At 68.2% G+C, this 16,786-nt stretch carries 21 protein-coding genes; 5 read left to right on the top strand and 16 right to left on the bottom strand.

The window, feature by feature from the left end:
* Window positions 1-112 precede the first annotated feature (112 nt).
* Window positions 113-970 carry a carboxylating nicotinate-nucleotide diphosphorylase gene (nadC, locus tag J2X37_RS07145; RefSeq protein ID WP_310019350.1) on the top strand — a complete coding sequence of 286 codons (858 nt, stop codon included), beginning with the start codon at window positions 113-115 and terminating at the stop codon, window positions 968-970.
* Here nadC and J2X37_RS07140 read toward each other — a convergent pair.
* Window positions 967-1,590 carry a DUF1345 domain-containing protein gene (locus J2X37_RS07140; RefSeq protein WP_310019347.1) on the bottom strand — a complete coding sequence of 208 codons (624 nt, stop codon included), beginning with the start codon at window positions 1,588-1,590 and terminating at the stop codon, window positions 967-969. The two genes, nadC and J2X37_RS07140, sit on opposite strands and share 4 nt — an antisense overlap.
* On the bottom strand, window positions 1,587-2,057 hold the full coding sequence (locus tag J2X37_RS07135) for a nucleoside deaminase (RefSeq protein ID WP_310019345.1): 471 nt from the start codon (window positions 2,055-2,057) through the stop codon (window positions 1,587-1,589). Before J2X37_RS07135 ends, J2X37_RS07140 begins: the two co-directional genes overlap by 4 nt.
* A 155-nt stretch (window positions 2,058-2,212) precedes the next feature.
* On the opposite strand from J2X37_RS07135, the gene rpmB reads away from it, so the two are divergent.
* Window positions 2,213-2,500 carry a 50S ribosomal protein L28 gene (rpmB, locus tag J2X37_RS07130; RefSeq protein WP_310019343.1) on the top strand — a complete coding sequence of 96 codons (288 nt, stop codon included), beginning with the start codon at window positions 2,213-2,215 and terminating at the stop codon, window positions 2,498-2,500.
* Between the two features lie 10 nt (window positions 2,501-2,510).
* Here the strand turns inward: rpmB and J2X37_RS07125 are convergent, their stop codons facing one another.
* Genes J2X37_RS07125 through xseA form a run of 4 tightly spaced genes read right to left on the bottom strand, consistent with a single transcriptional unit; the run spans window position 2,511 to window position 6,298 of the window.
* On the bottom strand, window positions 2,511-3,554 hold the full coding sequence (locus J2X37_RS07125; RefSeq protein ID WP_310019341.1) for an esterase-like activity of phytase family protein: 1,044 nt from the start codon (window positions 3,552-3,554) through the stop codon (window positions 2,511-2,513).
* 4 nt (window positions 3,555-3,558) lie between these two features.
* Window positions 3,559-4,443, bottom strand: coding sequence for a M23 family metallopeptidase (locus tag J2X37_RS07120; protein ID WP_310019339.1), 885 nt, complete (start codon window positions 4,441-4,443; stop codon window positions 3,559-3,561).
* Window positions 4,444-4,454: 11 nt separating this feature from the next.
* Window positions 4,455-4,655 carry a DUF2093 domain-containing protein gene (locus J2X37_RS07115; protein ID WP_310019337.1) on the bottom strand — a complete coding sequence of 67 codons (201 nt, stop codon included), beginning with the start codon at window positions 4,653-4,655 and terminating at the stop codon, window positions 4,455-4,457.
* A 26-nt stretch (window positions 4,656-4,681) separates the two neighbouring features.
* On the bottom strand, window positions 4,682-6,298 hold the full coding sequence (gene xseA / locus J2X37_RS07110) for an exodeoxyribonuclease VII large subunit (protein WP_404979598.1): 1,617 nt from the start codon (window positions 6,296-6,298) through the stop codon (window positions 4,682-4,684).
* On the opposite strand from xseA, the gene purD reads away from it, so the two are divergent.
* Window positions 6,298-7,599 carry a phosphoribosylamine--glycine ligase gene (purD, locus tag J2X37_RS07105; protein WP_310019335.1) on the top strand — a complete coding sequence of 434 codons (1,302 nt, stop codon included), beginning with the start codon at window positions 6,298-6,300 and terminating at the stop codon, window positions 7,597-7,599. The genes xseA and purD overlap by 1 nt on opposite strands.
* A gap of 3 nt (window positions 7,600-7,602) precedes the next feature.
* On the opposite strand, the gene J2X37_RS07100 is transcribed toward purD, so the two are convergent.
* Window positions 7,603-8,598 carry an adenosine kinase gene (locus tag J2X37_RS07100; RefSeq protein WP_310019333.1) on the bottom strand — a complete coding sequence of 332 codons (996 nt, stop codon included), beginning with the start codon at window positions 8,596-8,598 and terminating at the stop codon, window positions 7,603-7,605.
* A 97-nt stretch (window positions 8,599-8,695) separates the two neighbouring features.
* Here J2X37_RS07100 and J2X37_RS07095 point away from each other — a divergent pair, with 97 nt between their 5' ends.
* Window positions 8,696-9,424, top strand: coding sequence for an EI24 domain-containing protein (locus J2X37_RS07095; protein ID WP_310019331.1), 729 nt, complete (start codon window positions 8,696-8,698; stop codon window positions 9,422-9,424).
* Window positions 9,417-9,830, top strand: coding sequence for a hypothetical protein (locus tag J2X37_RS07090; protein WP_310019329.1), 414 nt, complete (start codon window positions 9,417-9,419; stop codon window positions 9,828-9,830). The genes J2X37_RS07095 and J2X37_RS07090 overlap by 8 nt, the downstream gene beginning before the upstream one ends.
* On the opposite strand, the gene J2X37_RS07085 is transcribed toward J2X37_RS07090, so the two are convergent.
* From J2X37_RS07085 to J2X37_RS07045, 9 genes are read right to left on the bottom strand one after another with little or no spacing between them, the layout of a single operon-like run.
* Complete coding sequence (locus tag J2X37_RS07085; protein ID WP_310019327.1) at window positions 9,820-10,179, bottom strand: iron-sulfur cluster assembly accessory protein; 360 nt, start codon at window positions 10,177-10,179, stop codon at window positions 9,820-9,822. The two genes, J2X37_RS07090 and J2X37_RS07085, sit on opposite strands and share 11 nt — an antisense overlap.
* On the bottom strand, window positions 10,176-10,964 hold the full coding sequence (locus J2X37_RS07080) for a GNAT family N-acetyltransferase (protein ID WP_310019325.1): 789 nt from the start codon (window positions 10,962-10,964) through the stop codon (window positions 10,176-10,178). The genes J2X37_RS07085 and J2X37_RS07080 overlap by 4 nt, the downstream gene beginning before the upstream one ends.
* Window positions 10,961-11,467 (bottom strand): SUF system Fe-S cluster assembly protein, encoded by a 507-nt coding sequence (locus J2X37_RS07075; protein WP_310019323.1) that lies wholly within the window; start codon window positions 11,465-11,467, stop codon window positions 10,961-10,963. Before J2X37_RS07075 ends, J2X37_RS07080 begins: the two co-directional genes overlap by 4 nt.
* Window positions 11,467-12,678, bottom strand: a complete 1,212-nt coding sequence (locus tag J2X37_RS07070) for a cysteine desulfurase (protein WP_310019321.1) — start codon at window positions 12,676-12,678, stop codon at window positions 11,467-11,469. Before J2X37_RS07070 ends, J2X37_RS07075 begins: the two co-directional genes overlap by 1 nt.
* A complete protein-coding gene (locus tag J2X37_RS07065; RefSeq protein ID WP_310019319.1) occupies window positions 12,675-13,433 on the bottom strand; it encodes a SufD family Fe-S cluster assembly protein in 759 nt (252 codons plus the stop codon). The genes J2X37_RS07070 and J2X37_RS07065 overlap by 4 nt, the downstream gene beginning before the upstream one ends.
* Window positions 13,430-14,188, bottom strand: coding sequence for a Fe-S cluster assembly ATPase SufC (gene sufC / locus J2X37_RS07060; RefSeq protein ID WP_310019317.1), 759 nt, complete (start codon window positions 14,186-14,188; stop codon window positions 13,430-13,432). The genes J2X37_RS07065 and sufC overlap by 4 nt, the downstream gene beginning before the upstream one ends.
* Entirely contained in the window at window positions 14,188-14,730 is a 543-nt protein-coding gene (locus J2X37_RS07055; protein ID WP_310019315.1) for a DUF559 domain-containing protein, read from the bottom strand. Before J2X37_RS07055 ends, sufC begins: the two co-directional genes overlap by 1 nt.
* Window positions 14,727-16,232 (bottom strand): Fe-S cluster assembly protein SufB, encoded by a 1,506-nt coding sequence (gene sufB / locus J2X37_RS07050; protein WP_310019313.1) that lies wholly within the window; start codon window positions 16,230-16,232, stop codon window positions 14,727-14,729. Before sufB ends, J2X37_RS07055 begins: the two co-directional genes overlap by 4 nt.
* On the bottom strand, window positions 16,229-16,669 hold the full coding sequence (locus tag J2X37_RS07045) for an SUF system Fe-S cluster assembly regulator (protein ID WP_310019311.1): 441 nt from the start codon (window positions 16,667-16,669) through the stop codon (window positions 16,229-16,231). Before J2X37_RS07045 ends, sufB begins: the two co-directional genes overlap by 4 nt.
* Window positions 16,670-16,786: the final 117 nt, after the last annotated feature.

Genomic DNA, 16,786 nt, shown 5'->3' with positions numbered 1-16,786 from the left:
CGGTCCGGGGGCCGAGCATCCGCCCGGCTTGGCTTCTTCTCACAAGCGCGGGCGGCGGTTCGGCCTTGCGGTTGCTCTTGAGTTCTTCGCTTTCCGGTAGCACTGCCTTCTCATGACATTCTCCCTCACCGGCTTCGACCTCGACCGCTTTGTCCGCGACACGCTTGCCGAGGATCTGGGCAAGGGGTTGCCGGGCGGCGGGCGCGACGTGACCAGTGATAGCGTGATTCCCGCCGACGCGCGTTTTTCGGGCGTCATGGACAGCCGCGACGCGATCACTGTCGCGGGCCTCCCCATCGCTGCCGCTTTCTTCCGTGCGCTCGATCCGGCATGCGAGGTCGAGGTGCTTGTCGGCGAGGGCGAGGTGGTCGCCGCGGGCACCGACCTGATGCGCCTGTCGGGCCTTGCCCGCGCGCTGCTTACGGCGGAGAGGAGCGCCCTCAACACCGTGCAGCACCTTTCCGGCATCGCCACGATGACCGCCCGTTACGTCGCCGCGATGCATGGCCACGCGGCCCTGCTCGATACGCGCAAGACCATTCCGGGCCTGCGCCACCTGGAAAAGTACGCGACCCGGATGGGCGGCGCGCAAAACCACCGCATGGGCCTGTGGGATGCGGCGATGATCAAGGACAACCACGTCGCCGTCGCCGGTTCGGTGGACGAGGCGGTGGGCCGCGCCGTGCGGGCAGGCGTGCGCGACATCATCTGCGAGGTCGACCGCATCGACCAGATCGAACCGGCGCTGCGGGCAGGGGCCACGCATCTGCTGCTCGACAACATGGGCCCCGCGATGCTGCGCGAGGCGGTCGCCCTCGTCGCGCGCCGGGTGCCGTGCGAAGCCTCGGGCGGGGTCAACCTCGACACCATCGGCGCGATCGCGGCCACGGGCGTGGACTATGTTTCGGTCGGCCGCCTGACGCAAAGCGCGCCGGCCGCCGACATCGGGCTCGATTTCCAACTTCTCTAGCTCGCCAGCACGTTCACGGTCAGCGCCAGGACGCCGAGGTTGAAGACGAAGGCGAACAGGCCGTGGAAGGTCGCCACCCGGCGCATGCCGCTCCGGGTGATGTCGATATCGGCGGTCTGGCAGGTCATGCCGATAACGAAGGCGAAATTGACGAAATCGGCGAATCCCGGCGGCTCGTCACCTGGAAAGTCGAGCCCGCCCTCGGCCGCCTTTCGCTCGCCCGCGGGCGCGTAATAGAGCCGGGCGTAGTGCAGCGCGTAGATGAGGTTGGCATAGATCCAGCTGGCCAGCAGCGTCCCCACCAGGAGCGCGACATCGCCCGGTCCCAGCCGCTGCTTGTCGAGCGCGAGCTGCGTGATCGCCACGAGGATCACGGCGCTGACCAACGCGGTCAGGAAAAGAAGCAGCACCGCCCCGGCGTCGTCGCGTCGCGCCTCCGCCCGCATCGCGTCCGGACCGCCGTGTCGCCAGAGCGGAACGCAGCTCAGCACGAATACCGCCACCCCGGCATCGAACGCCGCGACGATCGCCTCCACGAGCGGCAGGGCCGGGCGCAGGACCGCAAAGGCGAGCGCCGCCACCGCCAGGAACAGGGCGTAGCGCGGGTGCTTCAGCGTCACGCTCGCCGATCCTGAAAGAAGGATCGGAGGAGGGATGCGGCCTCTTCCTCGCCGATACCCGCATAGACTTCGGGCCGGTGCAGGCAGGTCGGCTGCTCGAACGTGCGGCAACCGTGTTCGACGGCGCCGCCCTTCGGGTCGGAGGCACCGTAATAGATTCGCGCGATCCGGGCGTGGGCGATGGCCCCGGCGCACATCGGGCAGGGTTCGAGCGTGACGTAGAGGTCGCAGCCGGTCAGCCGTTCCGCGCCGAGCGCCGCCGCGGCCCGGCGGATCGCCAGCATCTCGGCATGGGCGGTCGGATCGCACGATTCGCGGGGTGCGTTGTGGGCGCGGGCGATGATCTCGCCGTCCTTCACGACCACGGCGCCGACCGGCACCTCGCCTGCGGCTCCGGCCATTTGCGCCTGTTCCAGCGCGGCCTGCATCGCCCTGGGCAGCGGCCATCGTTTGGCGGTTCGATCCATGTTCGTTGCGGGCCTTGCCCGAATCGCACAATTGCGGCAATGGGGCCGCGCACCGGAAACGGATCAGCGCCCGTCTGCTTGACGGCGCGGCTTACCGCCGCTATGCGCGCCGCTTTCCTAACGGATTCACTGTTTCTACAAGCGAGTTTAAAGCCATGTCGCGCATCTGCGAACTGACCGGCAAGGGTCGCCAGATCGGCCACAACGTGAGCCACGCCAACAACAAGACCAAGCGCGTGTTTCTGCCCAACCTGCAGAACGTCACGCTGCTGAGCGAGAAGCTGGAAAAGAGCTTCAAGTTCCGCGTCTCGACGCAGGGCCTGCGTTCGGTCGAACACAACGGCGGGCTCGACAACTGGCTGCTGAAGACCACCGACACCAAGCTTTCGTCGCGCGCCCTCAAGGTGAAGCGCGAGCTGAAGAAGGCCGCCGCCGCGGCCTGATCCTTTCGGGTTATTCCGGTTTCCGGGCGTCCGCGGCCAGCCGCAGGGCGCCCGTTTCCGTTTCCAGCTTGAGCAGAAGCGAGCGCTGCAGAAATGCTGCGCGATTCGAATCGGACACCAGCCAGATCGCCAGCCGGCCGCCTACTTCGGGCCGCACCGCGATGCCTTCGAAATTGTCCTGCAAGTCGCCGAGGTCCAGCCGGGCCAGAAGCACCGCGCGCAATCTCACGCCCGCGACCGCCTTCGCCGGGTCGATCGCCGCAATGCTGGTGGCGAAACCGAGCGGCGGGACGAAGGCGCGGCCCAGCAAGAGCAGACGCCCGTCGGGCAGTGCCGCCAGACCGACCGCGCGGGTATCGTCGGGCATGGCGACGTGGAATCGCACCGGATCGCCTCCGTCGACCGGATCTCCGGGAAACAGCAAGGCCGGTTGCCATCCGCCGTCTTCCAGCGTTTCGGCAATGGCAACAATGCGCCCGTCGCGCAGCTGCGCCGCCGCTTCCGGCCCCCGATTGGTGGGCCATCGGGCCATGGCCAGGGGGCGAACCAGCCTAGATGCGGTCTTCTCGTTATCACGATCGAACCGAGTGAAGCCGTTCACGTTTTCGAGCGCGAACCACCGCTCGCCATGCGCGCCAGCGATGGCAGCCTCGGCATCGTAGATCAGGCCCTTCTGCCTGGACGCGCCCGCGACCTGTCCGTTCGGGACGTCGGGCCATTCCGCCGCCTTGCCAAGACGCGGTTCGGAAATCGTCATCCAGTCGCCGCCATCCATCGCCGCCAGCAGCCGATGACCGGGCAGGACATCGAGACCGGACAGGCCGTGCAGACGCGGATTGGGCGAGGTAAGATGCCAAGCGCCGCTGATCGCGAACGGGCCGATATCGCCCACCGAACCAACCGGAAGCGGCGTGATCGTCAGGTCGATGCGGGGATCGTAGTCCGGCGGCGCGGCGCTTGAGCCGGTTGCGGCATAGGCCATCGCGCCGATCAGCAAGGCGGCGGCCAGCCGGCGCAGGCGAGATCCCTGGCCCGCGCCGTCGGCCGAAGGCACGCGGTCAGTCCTGCGGGCCGGTGAACAGGAGCGGGTCGAGCCGCGCGTCCTGCCACTTGAGGCTCCAGTGCAAGTGCGGGCCGGTCGCGCGCCCGCTCATGCCGACAAGGCCGATCGGCTGGCCTTGCGTGACGCGGTCGCCCTTTTTCACCAGCAGCGTCTGCGAGTGGAGGAAGGCGCTGTTGAGGCCCATGCCGTGATCGATGATCAGGAGGTTGCCTTCGAGCGAGTAGCCCTGCACCGCCAGCACCACGACGCCGTCCGCGGGCGACACGTAAGTCGCACCGGCCCCCGGCGCGAGGTCGATGCCCGAATGGTATGCGCCCGGTTCGCCGCGATAGATGCGCTGCGATCCGAACAGGCCGGATATCCGCGCCTTGACCGGCCAGACGAACTTCTGTCGCCAGCCCTGCGCACCGGTGTCTTCGGCCCGCGCGGCCGCGATCGCGTCGAGTTCGGGCTGGCGGATCGCCATGAAATCCTCGGTCGCGCCACCCGGCCTGCGGGGCGCGTTGATGTGCTCGATCCGCCATGCGCGCTTGCTGACCTGGAGCGGCTGGGTCACCCGGCTGCCGTCGTTGCGGGTCGCAACCAGCGTGGCGACCGGGCCGGCGTCGCGGTCGAAGGCGATCAGGAAGCTGCCGTTCGCTCCGAGCGGGACAGGCTTGCCGTCCAGCGCAAGCTGCACCGTGCCGACAGGCGCCGTGCCGCGCAGCCAGCCGCCCTGCGTCGGTTCGCCAGCCGTGGTGAACGAACCGGGAGGAAGCGCTCGGGGCGCAGCGTTCGTGGGCACGGTCACCTCCGCACGGGGCCCCGGGGCCGGAGCTTCGGGAGCGGGAACGGCAGTGCAGCCGACCGCGCCGACGACCCCGGCCAGGACCAGGGGCAATTCAGCCGCCCTCATCTGTTCGGAGCGAGTCGTTCGGTCGCGATTTCGCAGCTGGCATAGGCTTCCTGCTTCTCGACGCTCCAGTAGCGGAGCAGTTCGAGCGGGATCGGCTGACCCGACACGGCGCACAGGACATGGTCGCCGGCGGTCAGCTGGCGGAAGCCGTTGGGGCCGTAGATCAGGCGGGCGGGGCCTTGGGAACTCATCAGCATGGTATCCAGATAGCGTCGGCGACCTGTCAAAACAATGACTGCTGCCCCGTGTCGCCCGGATCGCGCGACGGCTTGCGTGCGGGACGCGCCGGAGCCGGGGCGGGAGCCGGCGGCTGACCGGTCGCGACATCGAGCGTGCCGTCCTTGAACCGCAAGGTCAGCGCCGGGTGACTGGCGGCAACGTCGCGGCTGGTCACCGCATGGCCCGACGGATCGGTGACGACGGCATAGCCGCGCTCCAGCGGGGCGTAGGGATTGAGCTGCGGCAGCACGCGGGCGAGCGTGCCCAGCGCTTGCACGGCATCGCGGTACCGCTTGGCGACGAGCGCGTGCGGTTGCGGGACGCGGGCCAGATCGCGGCGCGCCGTGTCGAGCCGGCGCTGCGGACTGGCGGCGTGGAGGCGGGCGGTCATGGCGGCAAGGTCGCGCCGCATCGGCGCGGCGGCGCGGGTGAGCGCGGCGGCGGTGCGCTGGCCGGCCTGGTCGATGGCGAGGCGATCGCGTGCGATTCGCTGAGTCAGGACGCCGGGGCGCAGGCGCGCGGCCTGTTCGGCCAGATCGGTGCGCGCATGGCTGGCGACCTGCGCAAGGCCGCGGCGGTTGCGGTCGGCAAAATCGTCCAACCGCTGGGCCTGGGCGGCAACCATCGCACAGGGGTCGGGCAGACGTTCGGCCCAACCCGCCAGCCGTTCGCGCGCCAGCGTGACCGGGCGGATCACCCCGCGACGCTTCCGGGCCGCGTATTCGTCCAGCATCGCGCGAAGTTCGTGGCGCACCGGCACCGCGATCTCCGCCGCGGCGGTGGGCGTCGGCGCGCGCAAATCGGCGGCGAAATCCGAAAGTGTCGTATCGGTTTCGTGACCGACAGCGGAAATGACCGGAATGGTACTCGCCGCAATGGCGCGGACGACCACTTCCTCGTTGAACCCCCACAAGTCCTCGATCGAACCGCCGCCGCGCGCGACGATCAGCAGGTCGGGGCGGGGCACCGGGCCACCGGCGGGCAGGCGCGAAAAGCCCTCGACCGCGCGGGCGACCTGTTCGGCGCTGCCCTGCCCCTGCACCATGACCGGCCAGACCACGACGTGGCTGGGGAATCGGTCGTTCAGCCGGTGCAGGATGTCGCGGATCACCGCGCCGGTCGGGCTGGTGACGACGCCGATCACGCGCGGCAGGAACGGCAGCCGCCGCTTCCTCTCGGCGGCGAACAGGCCTTCGCCCTCCAGCTTTGCCTTGAGCCGGGCGAGCAGCGCCAGCAGCGCCCCTTCGCCCGCGATCTCCATCGATTCGATCACGATCTGGTACTTCGAGCGGCCCGGATAGGTGGTCAGCTTGCCGGTGGCGACGACCTCGACCCCGTCCTCGGGCCGGAAGGCGAGGCGCTGCGCGTTGCCGCGCCACATTACCCCGTCGATGACGGCGTTCTCGTCCTTCAGCGCGCAGTAGAGGTGGCCCGAGGCGGCCCGCTTCACGCCCGAAAGCTCGCCGCGCAGGCGCACGTGGGCAAAGCGTTCCTCCACCGTGCGTTTCAGCATGTTCGAGATTTCGGACACCGACCACGGCGCGGCGTTGTCCCCCCGCCGTTCCGGCGCTAGGAGCCGCGCATCATCTTCATCCTCGAAACCTGTGGGGCGGTTGGCCAATGAACTTCCTTTTGATCGGATCGGGCGGGCGCGAACATGCGCTGGCGTGGAAGCTGGCGCAATCCCGCCTGCTGCGGCCCGAAGGGCGCGAGCCGGGAAAACTCTATGCCGCGCCGGGTAATCCGGGGGTCGCCGCGCTGGCCGAATGCGTCGCGCTCGACGTGACCGACCATGGAGCGGTCATCGCCTTCTGCGAGGCGAATCACATCGGCCTCGTCGTCGTCGGCCCGGAAGCGCCGCTGGTCGACGGGCTGGGCGACTCCTTGCGGGCGGACGGCTTTCCGGTCTTCGGCCCCAGCAAGGCCGCCGCGCAGCTCGAAGGATCGAAGGGCTTCACCAAGGCGCTGTGCGACCGCGCCGGCATCCCCACCGCCGCCTATGCCCGCGCCGACGATGCCGCCAGCGCGCTGGCCGCGCTCGACGACTTCGCGATCCCCGTGGTCGTCAAGGCCGACGGCCTCGCCGCAGGCAAGGGCGTGATCGTCGCGGAGACGCGCGAGGAAGCGGAGGACGCCATCCGCGACATCTTCGGCGGAATGTTCGGCACCGCCGGGGCGAGCGTGGTGATCGAGGAATTCATGACCGGCGAGGAAGCGAGCTTTTTCGCCCTTACCGACGGCGCGACGGTCGTGCCCTTTGGCAGCGCGCAGGATCACAAGCGCGTCGGCGACGGCGATACCGGGCCGAACACCGGCGGCATGGGCGCCTACAGTCCGGCCCCGGTGCTGACGCCAGTGCTGCGCGGGCAGGTGCTCGAAAAGATCATCGTGCCCACGGTGCGGCAGATGGCGGTGGAGGGGACGCCCTATTCCGGCGTGCTCTATGCCGGGCTGATGCTGACCGAGGATGGGCCCAGGCTCATCGAATACAACTGCCGCTTCGGCGATCCCGAATGCCAGGTGCTGATGATGCGGCTGCAGGACGACCTTGGCGAGTATCTCTATGCCTGCGCCGACAATGCCTTGGGCCGCATGCCTGCGCCGAAGTTCTCGCCCGACACGGCGCTGACCGTGGTGATGGCGGCGGACGGCTATCCCGGCACGCCCGAAAAGGGCGGCGCGATCGGCGGGCTCGACGAGGCCGAGGCGCTGGGCGGCAAGGTGTTCCACGCGGGCACGGCGATGAAGGACGGCGCGTTGGTCGCCAATGGAGGCCGCGTCCTCAACGTGACGGCGACCGGTGCCAACGTCACCGAGGCGCAGGCCGCCGCCTATCGCATGGTCGACGCGCTCGATTTCGCTACCGGGTTCTGCCGCCGCGACATCGGCTGGCGCGAGGTTGCGCGCGAGGCGGAGGGCTGATCCTCAGCCCAGCCGCTGCGCTAACAGCGTCTTGAGGTCCGCCTCGGGCCGGGCGCCGTAGTGGCTGATGACTTCGGCGGCGGCGACCGCGCCCATCGTCAGGCAATCGCGCAGCGATGCGCCGCGCACGTGACCGTGCAGGAAACCCGCCGCGAAGCTGTCGCCCGCGCCGGTGGTATCGACCACCTTCGCGACCGGCTCGGCCGGGACTTCGGCCCGTTGCCCGCCCGCGACGGCGATGGCGCCCTTTTCGCTGCGCGTGACGACCAGCACCGGCAGTTTCGGCGCGAGCATCGCGACACCCGCCTCGAAATCCGCCTCGCCGGTCAGGCCCATCAGCTCGACCTCGTTGGCGAAGAGCACGTCGATTCGGCCCGCGTCGATCAGCGCCCGGAAATCGTCGCCGTGCCGGTCGAGCAGGAAGGCATCGGACAGCGTGAAGGCGACCTTCCGCCCCGCCGCGCGCGCCGCGTCGATCGCGCCTTGCATCGCGGCGCGCGGATCGTTCGGATCCCACAGGTAGCCTTCGAGGTAGAGCACCGCCGCGCTGGCGATCAGGTCGGCGTCGATGGCGGTGGCCGAAAGGTGCTGCGATGCGCCGAGGAAGGTGTTCATCGTCCGCTGCCCGTCGGGGGTGACGAGGATCAGGCACCGCGCCGTCGGCGGATGGCCTTCGCGCGGGGCGACATCGAAATGGATGCCGGCAGCGCGGATGTCGTGGGCGAAGACGTCGCCGAGCTGGTCCTTCGCCACCTGCCCGATGAAGGCTGCCCTGCTGCCCAGTGCCGCAAGGCCCGCGCAGGTATTCGCCGCGCTGCCGCCGGAAATCTCGCGCGCCGGACCCATGTGGGCGTAGAGCGCCTCCGCCCGGTCGGTGTCGATCAGCGCCATCGCGCCCTTGTCGAGCCCCTCGCCGGCAAGGAAGGCATCGTCGCAGGGGGCAAGCACGTCGACGATGGCGTTGCCGATGGCCAGAACGTCAAAGCGGGGTTGGGTCATGGTTTCTTCGGGTTCCGGGCCGTTATCTGAACAAGCGCCGGGGGTTAGGCGAGTGCTGCGTTGACAGCAAGCGGCGGCTCGCATCTATCTGGCGGCCATGAACGATGCTCGCTCCGCCCTGTCGATCCCGCAGGCCTTCGCTCTCGCCCTGGCCCAGGTCGGCGACCGCAAGGTCATCGGCCTGCTGGCCAAGTCCATCGCCATATCGATCGTGCTCGCCCTGCTGCTCGGCGCAGCGCTGGTCGCGTTGCTGACCTGGGGCGCGGCAGCGATCTTCGGGATCGAATACGAACAGCAGGTGCCCGGCGTCGGCATGGCGATGGTCGCGCTCATCGGCCTCGTCGGCCTGATCGCGGCATGGCTGGCGTGGCGCATCGTGGCCATCGCGGTGCTGCAATTCTATGCCGACGATGTCGTCGCGATGGTAGAGGCAAGGCACTATCCCGGCCTTGCCGCGCGGGATCTGCCGATGCGCGAGCAGGTCGGCATCGCGCTGCGCGGAGGGGTTCGGGCGCTCGTCGCCAACCTCGTCGCCCTGCCCGTTGCGCTCGCGCTGGTGTTCACTGCGATCGGGCCGGCGATTGTCTTCCTCGTCGTCAACGGCTTCCTGCTCGGCCGCGAATTGCAGGACATGGTCTGGATCCGCCACCAGAAGGACGGGAGTGCCGCGCCGCTCGGTTTTTCCAGCCGCTTCCTGCTCGGGCTTTCGGTCGCCGGGCTTCTGGCCATCCCGGTGGTGAACCTGCTCGCCCCCTTTCTGGGGGCCGCGGCGGCGACACATCTGGTTCATCGCGCCGCGCTAAGGCAGGGGGCACGTCATGCGTAAGCTCGTTCCCCTCGCCCTCGTGCCGCTGGTCGCCGCCTGCGCGACGGCCGTTCCGCAGCCTGCCAAGGGGCCGGTCGTCATCGGCCATCCCATTCCCGGACCGCCCGTTTCGGTTGAACCCGAAGTCAGCTTCCGCACCGCCCGCGTGATGAGCGCGCCGGGATTGGAAGGCGTGATCGGATCGGATGCGAACGGCCTCGTCCGCCAGTTCGGGACACCGCGGCTCGACGTGTGGGAAGCGGATGCGCGCAAGCTGCAGTTCGCCGGCACCGCCTGCGTGCTCGACGTCTTTCTCTACCCGCCCGCGCCCGGACGCACGGAAACGGCGACCTGGGTGGAAGCGCGCCGTCAGACCGACGGCAAGGACGTGGACCGCGCGGCCTGTGTCGCCGCGCTCAAACGGTAAAGCTCTCTCCGCAGCCGCAACTGCCGGTGGCGTTGGGGTTTTCGAAGACGAAGCCTGCCTGAAAATCGTCTTCGCGCCAGTCCATCACGCTGCCGATCAGGTAGAGCACGCTCGCCCCGTCGATGAAGAACAGGCCGCCGGGCGTCTCGATCCGCTCGTCGAACGAGTTGGCTTCGCTGACGTAATCGACCGAATAGGCAAGCCCCGAACAGCCCCGCCGCGGGGTCGACAGCTTGACGCCGATCGTGCCTTCGGGCGCCTTCGCCATCAGGTCGGCGATGCGCTGCTCGGCGCTGGGGGTCAGCGTGACGGCGGCCTTGGGGGCGGGGCGGGTCTTGGTTTCGGTCATAGTTTCTTTTCCCAGAACTGGGCACTGCCCATCGCCGGATCAAGGGCATAAGTCGCATAGCCCTCGCTGGCGTAGAGCGACTTGGCCCCCTCGTTGCCGGCCAGAACCTCGAGCGTGATCTTGCAGGCGCCGCGCTTCCTGGCCTCCGCCTCTACCGCACGCATCAGCGCCCGGCCCACTCCGCAGCCGCGGCGTGCCGCGACGACGGCCATGTCGTGGATGTTGACCAGCGGCGCGCAGGCAAAGGTCGAAAAGCCGGTAAAACAGTTGGCGAGGCCGATCGGCGTTCCACCTTCCAGGGCCAGAAGCGTGAAGGCGCCCGGCACCTCGGCCAGGGCCGGAGCGAGGCGGTCGCGCAAGGAAGGATCGAGCGCCTTGCCGCCGCCCTGCACGCTCTTGGCGTAGCTGTTCAGCAGCATGAAAACCGCGCCCGCATCGAACGGGTCGCGATAGTCGGCAAGCCGCACCGTCAGGCGCTGGGCTACCTCCTGGGCCGACGGTCGTTTGCGGAACAACGCGATCTCTTCGCGCGCGACCGGCGTGAAGCCGCTGTCGTCACCCGTGTCGATCCGGTCCTGATTCTGCCAGATGCAGCCGATCGCGCTGGCCGCGCTCTGCTGCAGCATCTCCGGCTCGGCCGGGTCCGACGCGATACGCACCAAGGCCGGCAGCGCAGCCGGATCGTCGTCGATCATCCGCATCGCCACGTCACGGTCGAACAGGTCGCACGACGCATCGGCGAGCATCGCGATCGCTTCGGCGGGATTGGCGGGCGGGCGGCTCACAGCATCCCCAGCTCGAGCTTCGCCTCGTCGCTCATCTTGCCGGGGTCCCACGGCGGGTCCCAGATGAGGTTCACCTCGGCATCGCCGACGCCGGGCACGGCGCCGACGCGCAGTTCGACTTCGCCGGGCATCGATTCGGCGACCGGGCAATGCGGCGTCGTCAAGGTCATGGTGACCACCGCCCGCCCGTTGTCGTCGATGTCCACGCCGTAGATCAGGCCGAGATCATAGATGTTGACCGGGATCTCGGGATCGAAGATCTCCTTCAGCGCGGCGATCACGCTCTCGTACAGTTCGCCGCCCGGTTCGTTGCCGGAAACCGCCTGCGGCCGTTCCTTCAGGAAACCGTCGAGGTAGTCCTTCTTGCGCTCCAGCTTTTCGGCCGGGCTCTCGTTGTCCTCGATCACGTCCTCGACCCGCGCGCGGCGGGGCGGGGTGACGCTGTCGACCTCTTCGGCCAAGGGCGCGCCAGACAAGGGGGGATTGGTGGGTTCGTCGGTCATCAGCCGAAAATCCTTACTGTCCGTTCGATGCCGCGGATCAGCGCGGCGATGTCGTCTTCATCGGAATAGAGCCCGAAACTCGCCCGGGCCGTGGCGGCCACGCCGAGGTGGTCCATCAGCGGCTGGGCACAATGGTGCCCGGCGCGGATCGCAACGTTCTCCTCGTCGAGGATGGTGCCGAGATCGTGCGGGTGGATATCGCCGAGCTGGAAGCTGACGATGCCGGCGCTGTCCTCCGGCCCGAACAGGCGAAGCGAGTTGATCTTCGCCAGTTCGGTGCGCGCCTTGCGGACCAGGTCGTCCTCGTGCGCGGCAATCGCCTCCATGCCGATCGCCTCGACATAGTCGATGGCCGCGGCCAGTGCGATCGCCTCGGTAATGGCGGGCGTGCCGGCCTCGAACCGCTGCGGCGCATCGGCCCAGGTGGTCTTCTCGAACGTCACCCGGTCGATCATCGCGCCGCCGCCCTGGTAGGGGGGCATGGCGTCGAGGATTTCCTGCCTCGCCCAGAGGGCGCCGATGCCGGTCGGCCCGTAGAGCTTGTGCGCGGAAAAGACGTAGAAGTCGCAGCCCAGAGCCGCCACGTCGACCCGCATCCGTGGCACGGCCTGGCACCCGTCGAGCAGCAGTTTCGCGCCGACCGCATGGGCGATGTCCGCCGCCCGCACGGCATCGAGGCGCGAGCCGAGCACGTTGGAGACATGCCCCAGCGCGACCAGTTTGTGTTGCGGCGTAAGCATTTGCTGCGCAGCATCGAGATCGATGCGGCCATCGGGCGTCAGCGGGCAGACGTCTATCTCGATACCGACCCGCTCGCGCAGCAATTGCCACGGCACGATGTTCGAATGATGCTCCAGCATCGAGAGCAGGACGCGGTCGCCGGCCTTGAGGTTTGCTGCACCCCATGTTGCAGCAACGAGGTTGATCGCCTCGGTCGCGCCGCGGGTGAAGACGATCTCGTCCTCGCGCCCGCCGATGAAGCCGGCGACCTTGCGCCGCGCCGCCTCGTAGCCCAGCGTCATCTCCGCGCTGCGCGAATAGACGCCCCGATGCACGGTGGCGTAATCGCGGCCCAGGGCGCAGGTCATGGCGTCGACGACGGCCTGCGGCTTCTGCGCGGTGGCCGCGGTGTCGAGGTAGTGCCACAGCCCCCCGTCGGCATTGAGCAGGCCGGGAAAATCCGCTTTCCGGCTGATCACGGCCGTGGTCACAGCGCCGCCCCTTCCAGCACGCCGAGCGCACGATCCAGCAGCGCCTCGCCCATCTCCGGCTCGGCATTCTCGAAGGCGTCGGCGATGAAGGCCTGCACCTGGAGCTTGCGGACGATTTCGGGCGGAAGGCCGCGCGCGGCCATGTAGAAGCCGGCGGTCCGGTCCAGCGCGCCGATCGCCGCGCCGTGGGCGCACTTCACGTCATCGGCAAAGATTTCGAGCTCCGGCTTGGTGTTCGCGCTCGCGCCCTTTTCCAGCAGGATCGCGCGGAAGTTCTGGCCCGCGTCGGTCTTCTGCGCATCGCGTGCCACTTCGATGCGGCCGAGGAAATTGCCGGTCGCCCGGCCCCAGTGGACCGCGCGCACGACCTGGTTGCTGGTCGCGTTGGGCGCAGCATGGATGCAGCGGGTGACGAATTCGCGGACATGCTCGCCGCCGCCGATGGTCACGCCGCCGAATTCGAAATGCGCCCCGTCGCCCAGCGTCACCTCGACTTCGAGCCGGGTATAGCTGTCGGCAGAAGCAAGGGCGAAGATCGCGGCTTTCGCCCCCGCGCCCAGCGTCAGACGGAGCCGCCGCACGCCCGAATGGCCGGCATCGAGCACGCATTCGCGCGTCAGGCTTTCGCCCGGCGCGACGACCATCTCGTCCCACGCCGCCAGGTCGGGCGCAGCCAGCGTCGCCAGCGCAGCGGGCTCGGCATAGCGCCAGTCCTCGTCACGGGTGGTCGGCAGAAGGGTCGCGGCCTCGCTCACGCAGCCTCCACGTCGGCATAGCCCTCGCGCTCGAGCTCGAGCGCGAGTTCGGGGCCGCCGGTCTTCACGATGCGTCCCTTGGCGAGGATGTGCACCTTGTCCGGCTTCACGTAATCGAGGAGGCGCTGGTAGTGCGTGATCAGCAGCACGCCCTTGTCCGCGCCGCGCATGATCGCATTGATGCCCTCGCCCACAATGCGCAGCGCGTCGATGTCGAGGCCGCTGTCGGTCTCGTCGAGAACCGCGAACTTCGGGTCGAGGATGCCCATCTGGACCATCTCGTTCCGCTTCTTCTCGCCGCCCGAGAAACCGACGTTAACCGGGCGCTTCAGCATGTCCATGTCCATGCGCAGCAGCGCCGCCTTTTCGCGGGCCAGCTTGAGAAACTCGCCGCCCGACAGCGGCTCCTGCCCCCGCGTCTTGCGCTGCGCGTTGGCCGCCTCGCGCAGGAACTGCACGTTGGAAACGCCGGGGATCTCGACCGGGTACTGGAACCCGAGGAAGAACCCCGCCGCCGCCCGCTCGTGCGGTTCCATCGCCAAGAGATCCTGGCCGTCGAAGGTCACCGAGCCCTGGGTGATCTCGTAGCCTGGACGCCCGCCCAGCGCATAGGCCAGCGTCGACTTGCCCGCGCCGTTCGGCCCCATGATCGCGTGGACCTCGCCCGCGCCGACTTCGAGCGTCAGGCCGTTGAGGATTGCCTTCGGCCCGTCTGCCGTCTCGACTTCGGCGTGGAGGTTTTCGATTTTCAGCATCAGTCTTCTCTTCTTGGGCCGCGCTGAACGCGGGGCTTGTAGCCCTGGCCGCTGGTTTTCTTGGCGTCGAAATGCTGGCGGCGCGCTTCCTGCCGGTCGGCGATGCGCAGGCGCATCCCGGCGGTGATGCGGGCCAGCACCTCGTCCATGTTGGTCAGGATGTCCTCGGCCTTGATCCGCATGACGCGGATGCCGACCGCCTCGAGGCTCTTGTCGCGGCGGGTGGCGATGGCCGGGTCCTCGCCCTCCTCGTCGATGTCGATCGCCATGCCGAGGCTGTGGCAGTTGAAGTCGACGATCGCGCTGCCGACCACGGCGTGGCGCTTGAAGGTGTGCCGGCCGAGGTTGGCGGTGGCGAACTTGTCGGCCAGCGCCTTGTGCGCCTCGCTCGGGTGCCGCTTCATTTCGCGCGCACGATCGTGAAGGGCGTCGAGCCGCGATTCGGAAATTTCCCAGCCGCGCCCCTTCTTCTTGATCGCGGGCGCGGCGTCGTCCGCGCCCTCGCGCAGCCTGAGCGTCTTCTTTTCCTCCATCTCGGTCATCCCACGCTTCCCTCTAGCGAGATCGCGAGCAGCTTCTGCGCCTCGACCGCGAATTCCATCGGCAATTCCTTGAGCACTTCCTTGGCAAAGCCGTTGACGATCAGGGCCACGGCCTGCTCGGCGTCCAGCCCGCGCTGCATCGCGTAGAACAACTGGTCGTCGCTGATCTTGCTGGTCGTCGCTTCGTGCTCGATCTGGGCGCTGGGGTTTTTCACCTCGATATAGGGCACGGTGTGCGCGCCGCATGCGCTGCCCAGCAGCAGGCTGTCGCACTGGGTGAAGTTGCGCGACGCCTCGGCATTCGGGCCGACGCGGACGAGGCCGCGATAGGTGTTGTTCGAATGCCCGGCGCTGATGCCCTTGGAGATGATCGTGGAACGGGTGTTCTTCCCGTTGTGAATCATCTTCGTGCCGGTGTCGGCCTGCTGGTAATTGTTGGTGACCGCGACCGAGTAGAATTCGCCCACCGAACCTTCGCCGTTCAGCACGCAGGAGGGGTACTTCCAAGTGACGGCGGAACCGGTTTCCACCTGCGTCCAGGAAACCTTGCTGTTCCGGCCCTGGCACAGCGCGCGCTTGGTGACGAAGTTGTAGATGCCGCCCTTGCCCTCGGCATCGCCGGGATACCAGTTCTGGACGGTCGAATACTTGATCTCGGCATCGTCCAGCGCGACCAGCTCGACCACGGCGGCGTGGAGCTGGTTCTCGTCGCGCATCGGCGCGGTGCAACCTTCGAGGTAGCTGACGTAGCTGCCCTCGTCGGCGACGATCAGGGTGCGTTCGAACTGCCCGGTGTTCTCGGCATTGATGCGGAAATAGGTCGACAGCTCCATCGGGCAGCGCACGCCCTTGGGCACATAAACGAACGTGCCGTCGGAAAAGACCGCACAGTTGAGCGTGGCGAAGAAGTTGTCGCGCATCGGCACGACCTTGCCGAGCCACTTCCTCACAAGGTCAGGGTATTCGCGGATCGCCTCGGAGATCGAGCGGAAGATGACGCCCGCCTCCTCCAGCTCCTTGCGGAAGGTGGTGGCGACCGACACGGAATCGAACACCGCGTCCACTGCGACCTTGCGCGCGCCCTCAACGCCCGCGAGCACTTCCTGCTCGGCGATGGGGATGCCCAGCTTGTCGTAGACCGCCTTGATGTCGGGATCGAGCTCGTCGAGCGAGGCGAGCGTCGCCTTCTTCTTGGGCGCGGCGTAGTAATACGCGTCCTGATAGTCGATCGGCGGGATCTTGAGCTTCGCCCAGTCCGGCATCGGCATGGTCAGCCAGTGGCGATAGGCCTTCAGCCGCCATTCCAGCATCCATTCCGGCTCGTTCTTCTTGGCCGAAATGAAGCGGACGGTGTCTTCGGACAGGCCTTTTTCCGCGAACTCCTGCTCGATGTCGGAGGAGAAGCCGTACTCGTAGGTCTCCAGCGCCTTGGCGGCGTCGCGCGCCGCCCGGTCCTGGATCGGGTCCTCGATGTCGTCCTGCTGTGCAACGTTGTCGGTCATGCCGGGATTTGCGCCTTCATGTCTTCGGGGCGAACCGCCTGGTGGGCCAGATCGGCCAGCGTGATCTGTTCAAGCGCGCCGCGGATGGCTCGGTTGACCTGCGGCCAGTGGGCACGCGTGCCGCAGCGCTGCTCGATGGCGCAGTCGCCGTCCTCGTCGCAGCACTGGGTCAGCGCGATAGGCCCCTCGATCGCCTCGACGATGTCGGCCACGGTGATCGCGGCCGCCGGGCGGGCGAGGCGGAAACCGCCGCCGGCGCCGCGCACCGAACGCAGCAGGCCCGCACCGCCGAGTCGGCTGACCAGCTTCTGCACCGTGGGCAGCGGCAGGCCTGTTTCCTCGGCGATTTCGGACGCATTGGTCCGGTCGCCGCCGCAATGAAGGGCGGCGGCGCGCATTGCCACGACGGCATAGTCGGCCATGCTCGAAAGCCGCATCGAAATCCCGCTCTGTCGGTGCCCATTGGCGGACCGCCCCGCTAATCGGAGCGATCCGGTCCGGTTTCACCTAGGAGCGAGGTCACGGCCTTTCAACGAAAACCCGATTGTTGCGAG

The organism is Croceicoccus sp. BE223 (assembly GCF_031457155.1).
Classification (GTDB): Bacteria; Pseudomonadota; Alphaproteobacteria; order Sphingomonadales; family Sphingomonadaceae; genus Croceicoccus.
The sequence above is the reverse complement of the archived record's forward strand: the minus strand, read 5'-3'. Positions and strand labels throughout refer to the sequence as shown.

What these genes read in the sequence shown, in the direction of transcription:
- nadC (WP_310019350.1), top strand. Translation starts at nt 113, where the DNA reads ATGACATTCTCCCTCACCGGCTTCGACCTCGACCGCTTTGTCCGCGAC.
- J2X37_RS07135 (WP_310019345.1), bottom strand. Translation starts at nt 2,057, where the DNA reads ATGGATCGAACCGCCAAACGATGGCCGCTGCCCAGGGCGATGCAGGCC.
- rpmB (WP_310019343.1), top strand. Translation starts at nt 2,213, where the DNA reads ATGTCGCGCATCTGCGAACTGACCGGCAAGGGTCGCCAGATCGGCCAC.
- J2X37_RS07115 (WP_310019337.1), bottom strand. Translation starts at nt 4,655, where the DNA reads ATGCTGATGAGTTCCCAAGGCCCCGCCCGCCTGATCTACGGCCCCAAC.
- purD (WP_310019335.1), top strand. Translation starts at nt 6,298, where the DNA reads ATGAACTTCCTTTTGATCGGATCGGGCGGGCGCGAACATGCGCTGGCG.
- J2X37_RS07100 (WP_310019333.1), bottom strand. Translation starts at nt 8,598, where the DNA reads ATGACCCAACCCCGCTTTGACGTTCTGGCCATCGGCAACGCCATCGTC.
- J2X37_RS07095 (WP_310019331.1), top strand. Translation starts at nt 8,696, where the DNA reads ATGAACGATGCTCGCTCCGCCCTGTCGATCCCGCAGGCCTTCGCTCTC.
- J2X37_RS07090 (WP_310019329.1), top strand. Translation starts at nt 9,417, where the DNA reads ATGCGTAAGCTCGTTCCCCTCGCCCTCGTGCCGCTGGTCGCCGCCTGC.
- J2X37_RS07085 (WP_310019327.1), bottom strand. Translation starts at nt 10,179, where the DNA reads ATGACCGAAACCAAGACCCGCCCCGCCCCCAAGGCCGCCGTCACGCTG.
- J2X37_RS07075 (WP_310019323.1), bottom strand. Translation starts at nt 11,467, where the DNA reads ATGACCGACGAACCCACCAATCCCCCCTTGTCTGGCGCGCCCTTGGCC.
- sufC (WP_310019317.1), bottom strand. Translation starts at nt 14,188, where the DNA reads ATGCTGAAAATCGAAAACCTCCACGCCGAAGTCGAGACGGCAGACGGG.
- J2X37_RS07055 (WP_310019315.1), bottom strand. Translation starts at nt 14,730, where the DNA reads ATGACCGAGATGGAGGAAAAGAAGACGCTCAGGCTGCGCGAGGGCGCG.
- sufB (WP_310019313.1), bottom strand. Translation starts at nt 16,232, where the DNA reads ATGACCGACAACGTTGCACAGCAGGACGACATCGAGGACCCGATCCAG.
- J2X37_RS07045 (WP_310019311.1), bottom strand. Translation starts at nt 16,669, where the DNA reads ATGCGGCTTTCGAGCATGGCCGACTATGCCGTCGTGGCAATGCGCGCC.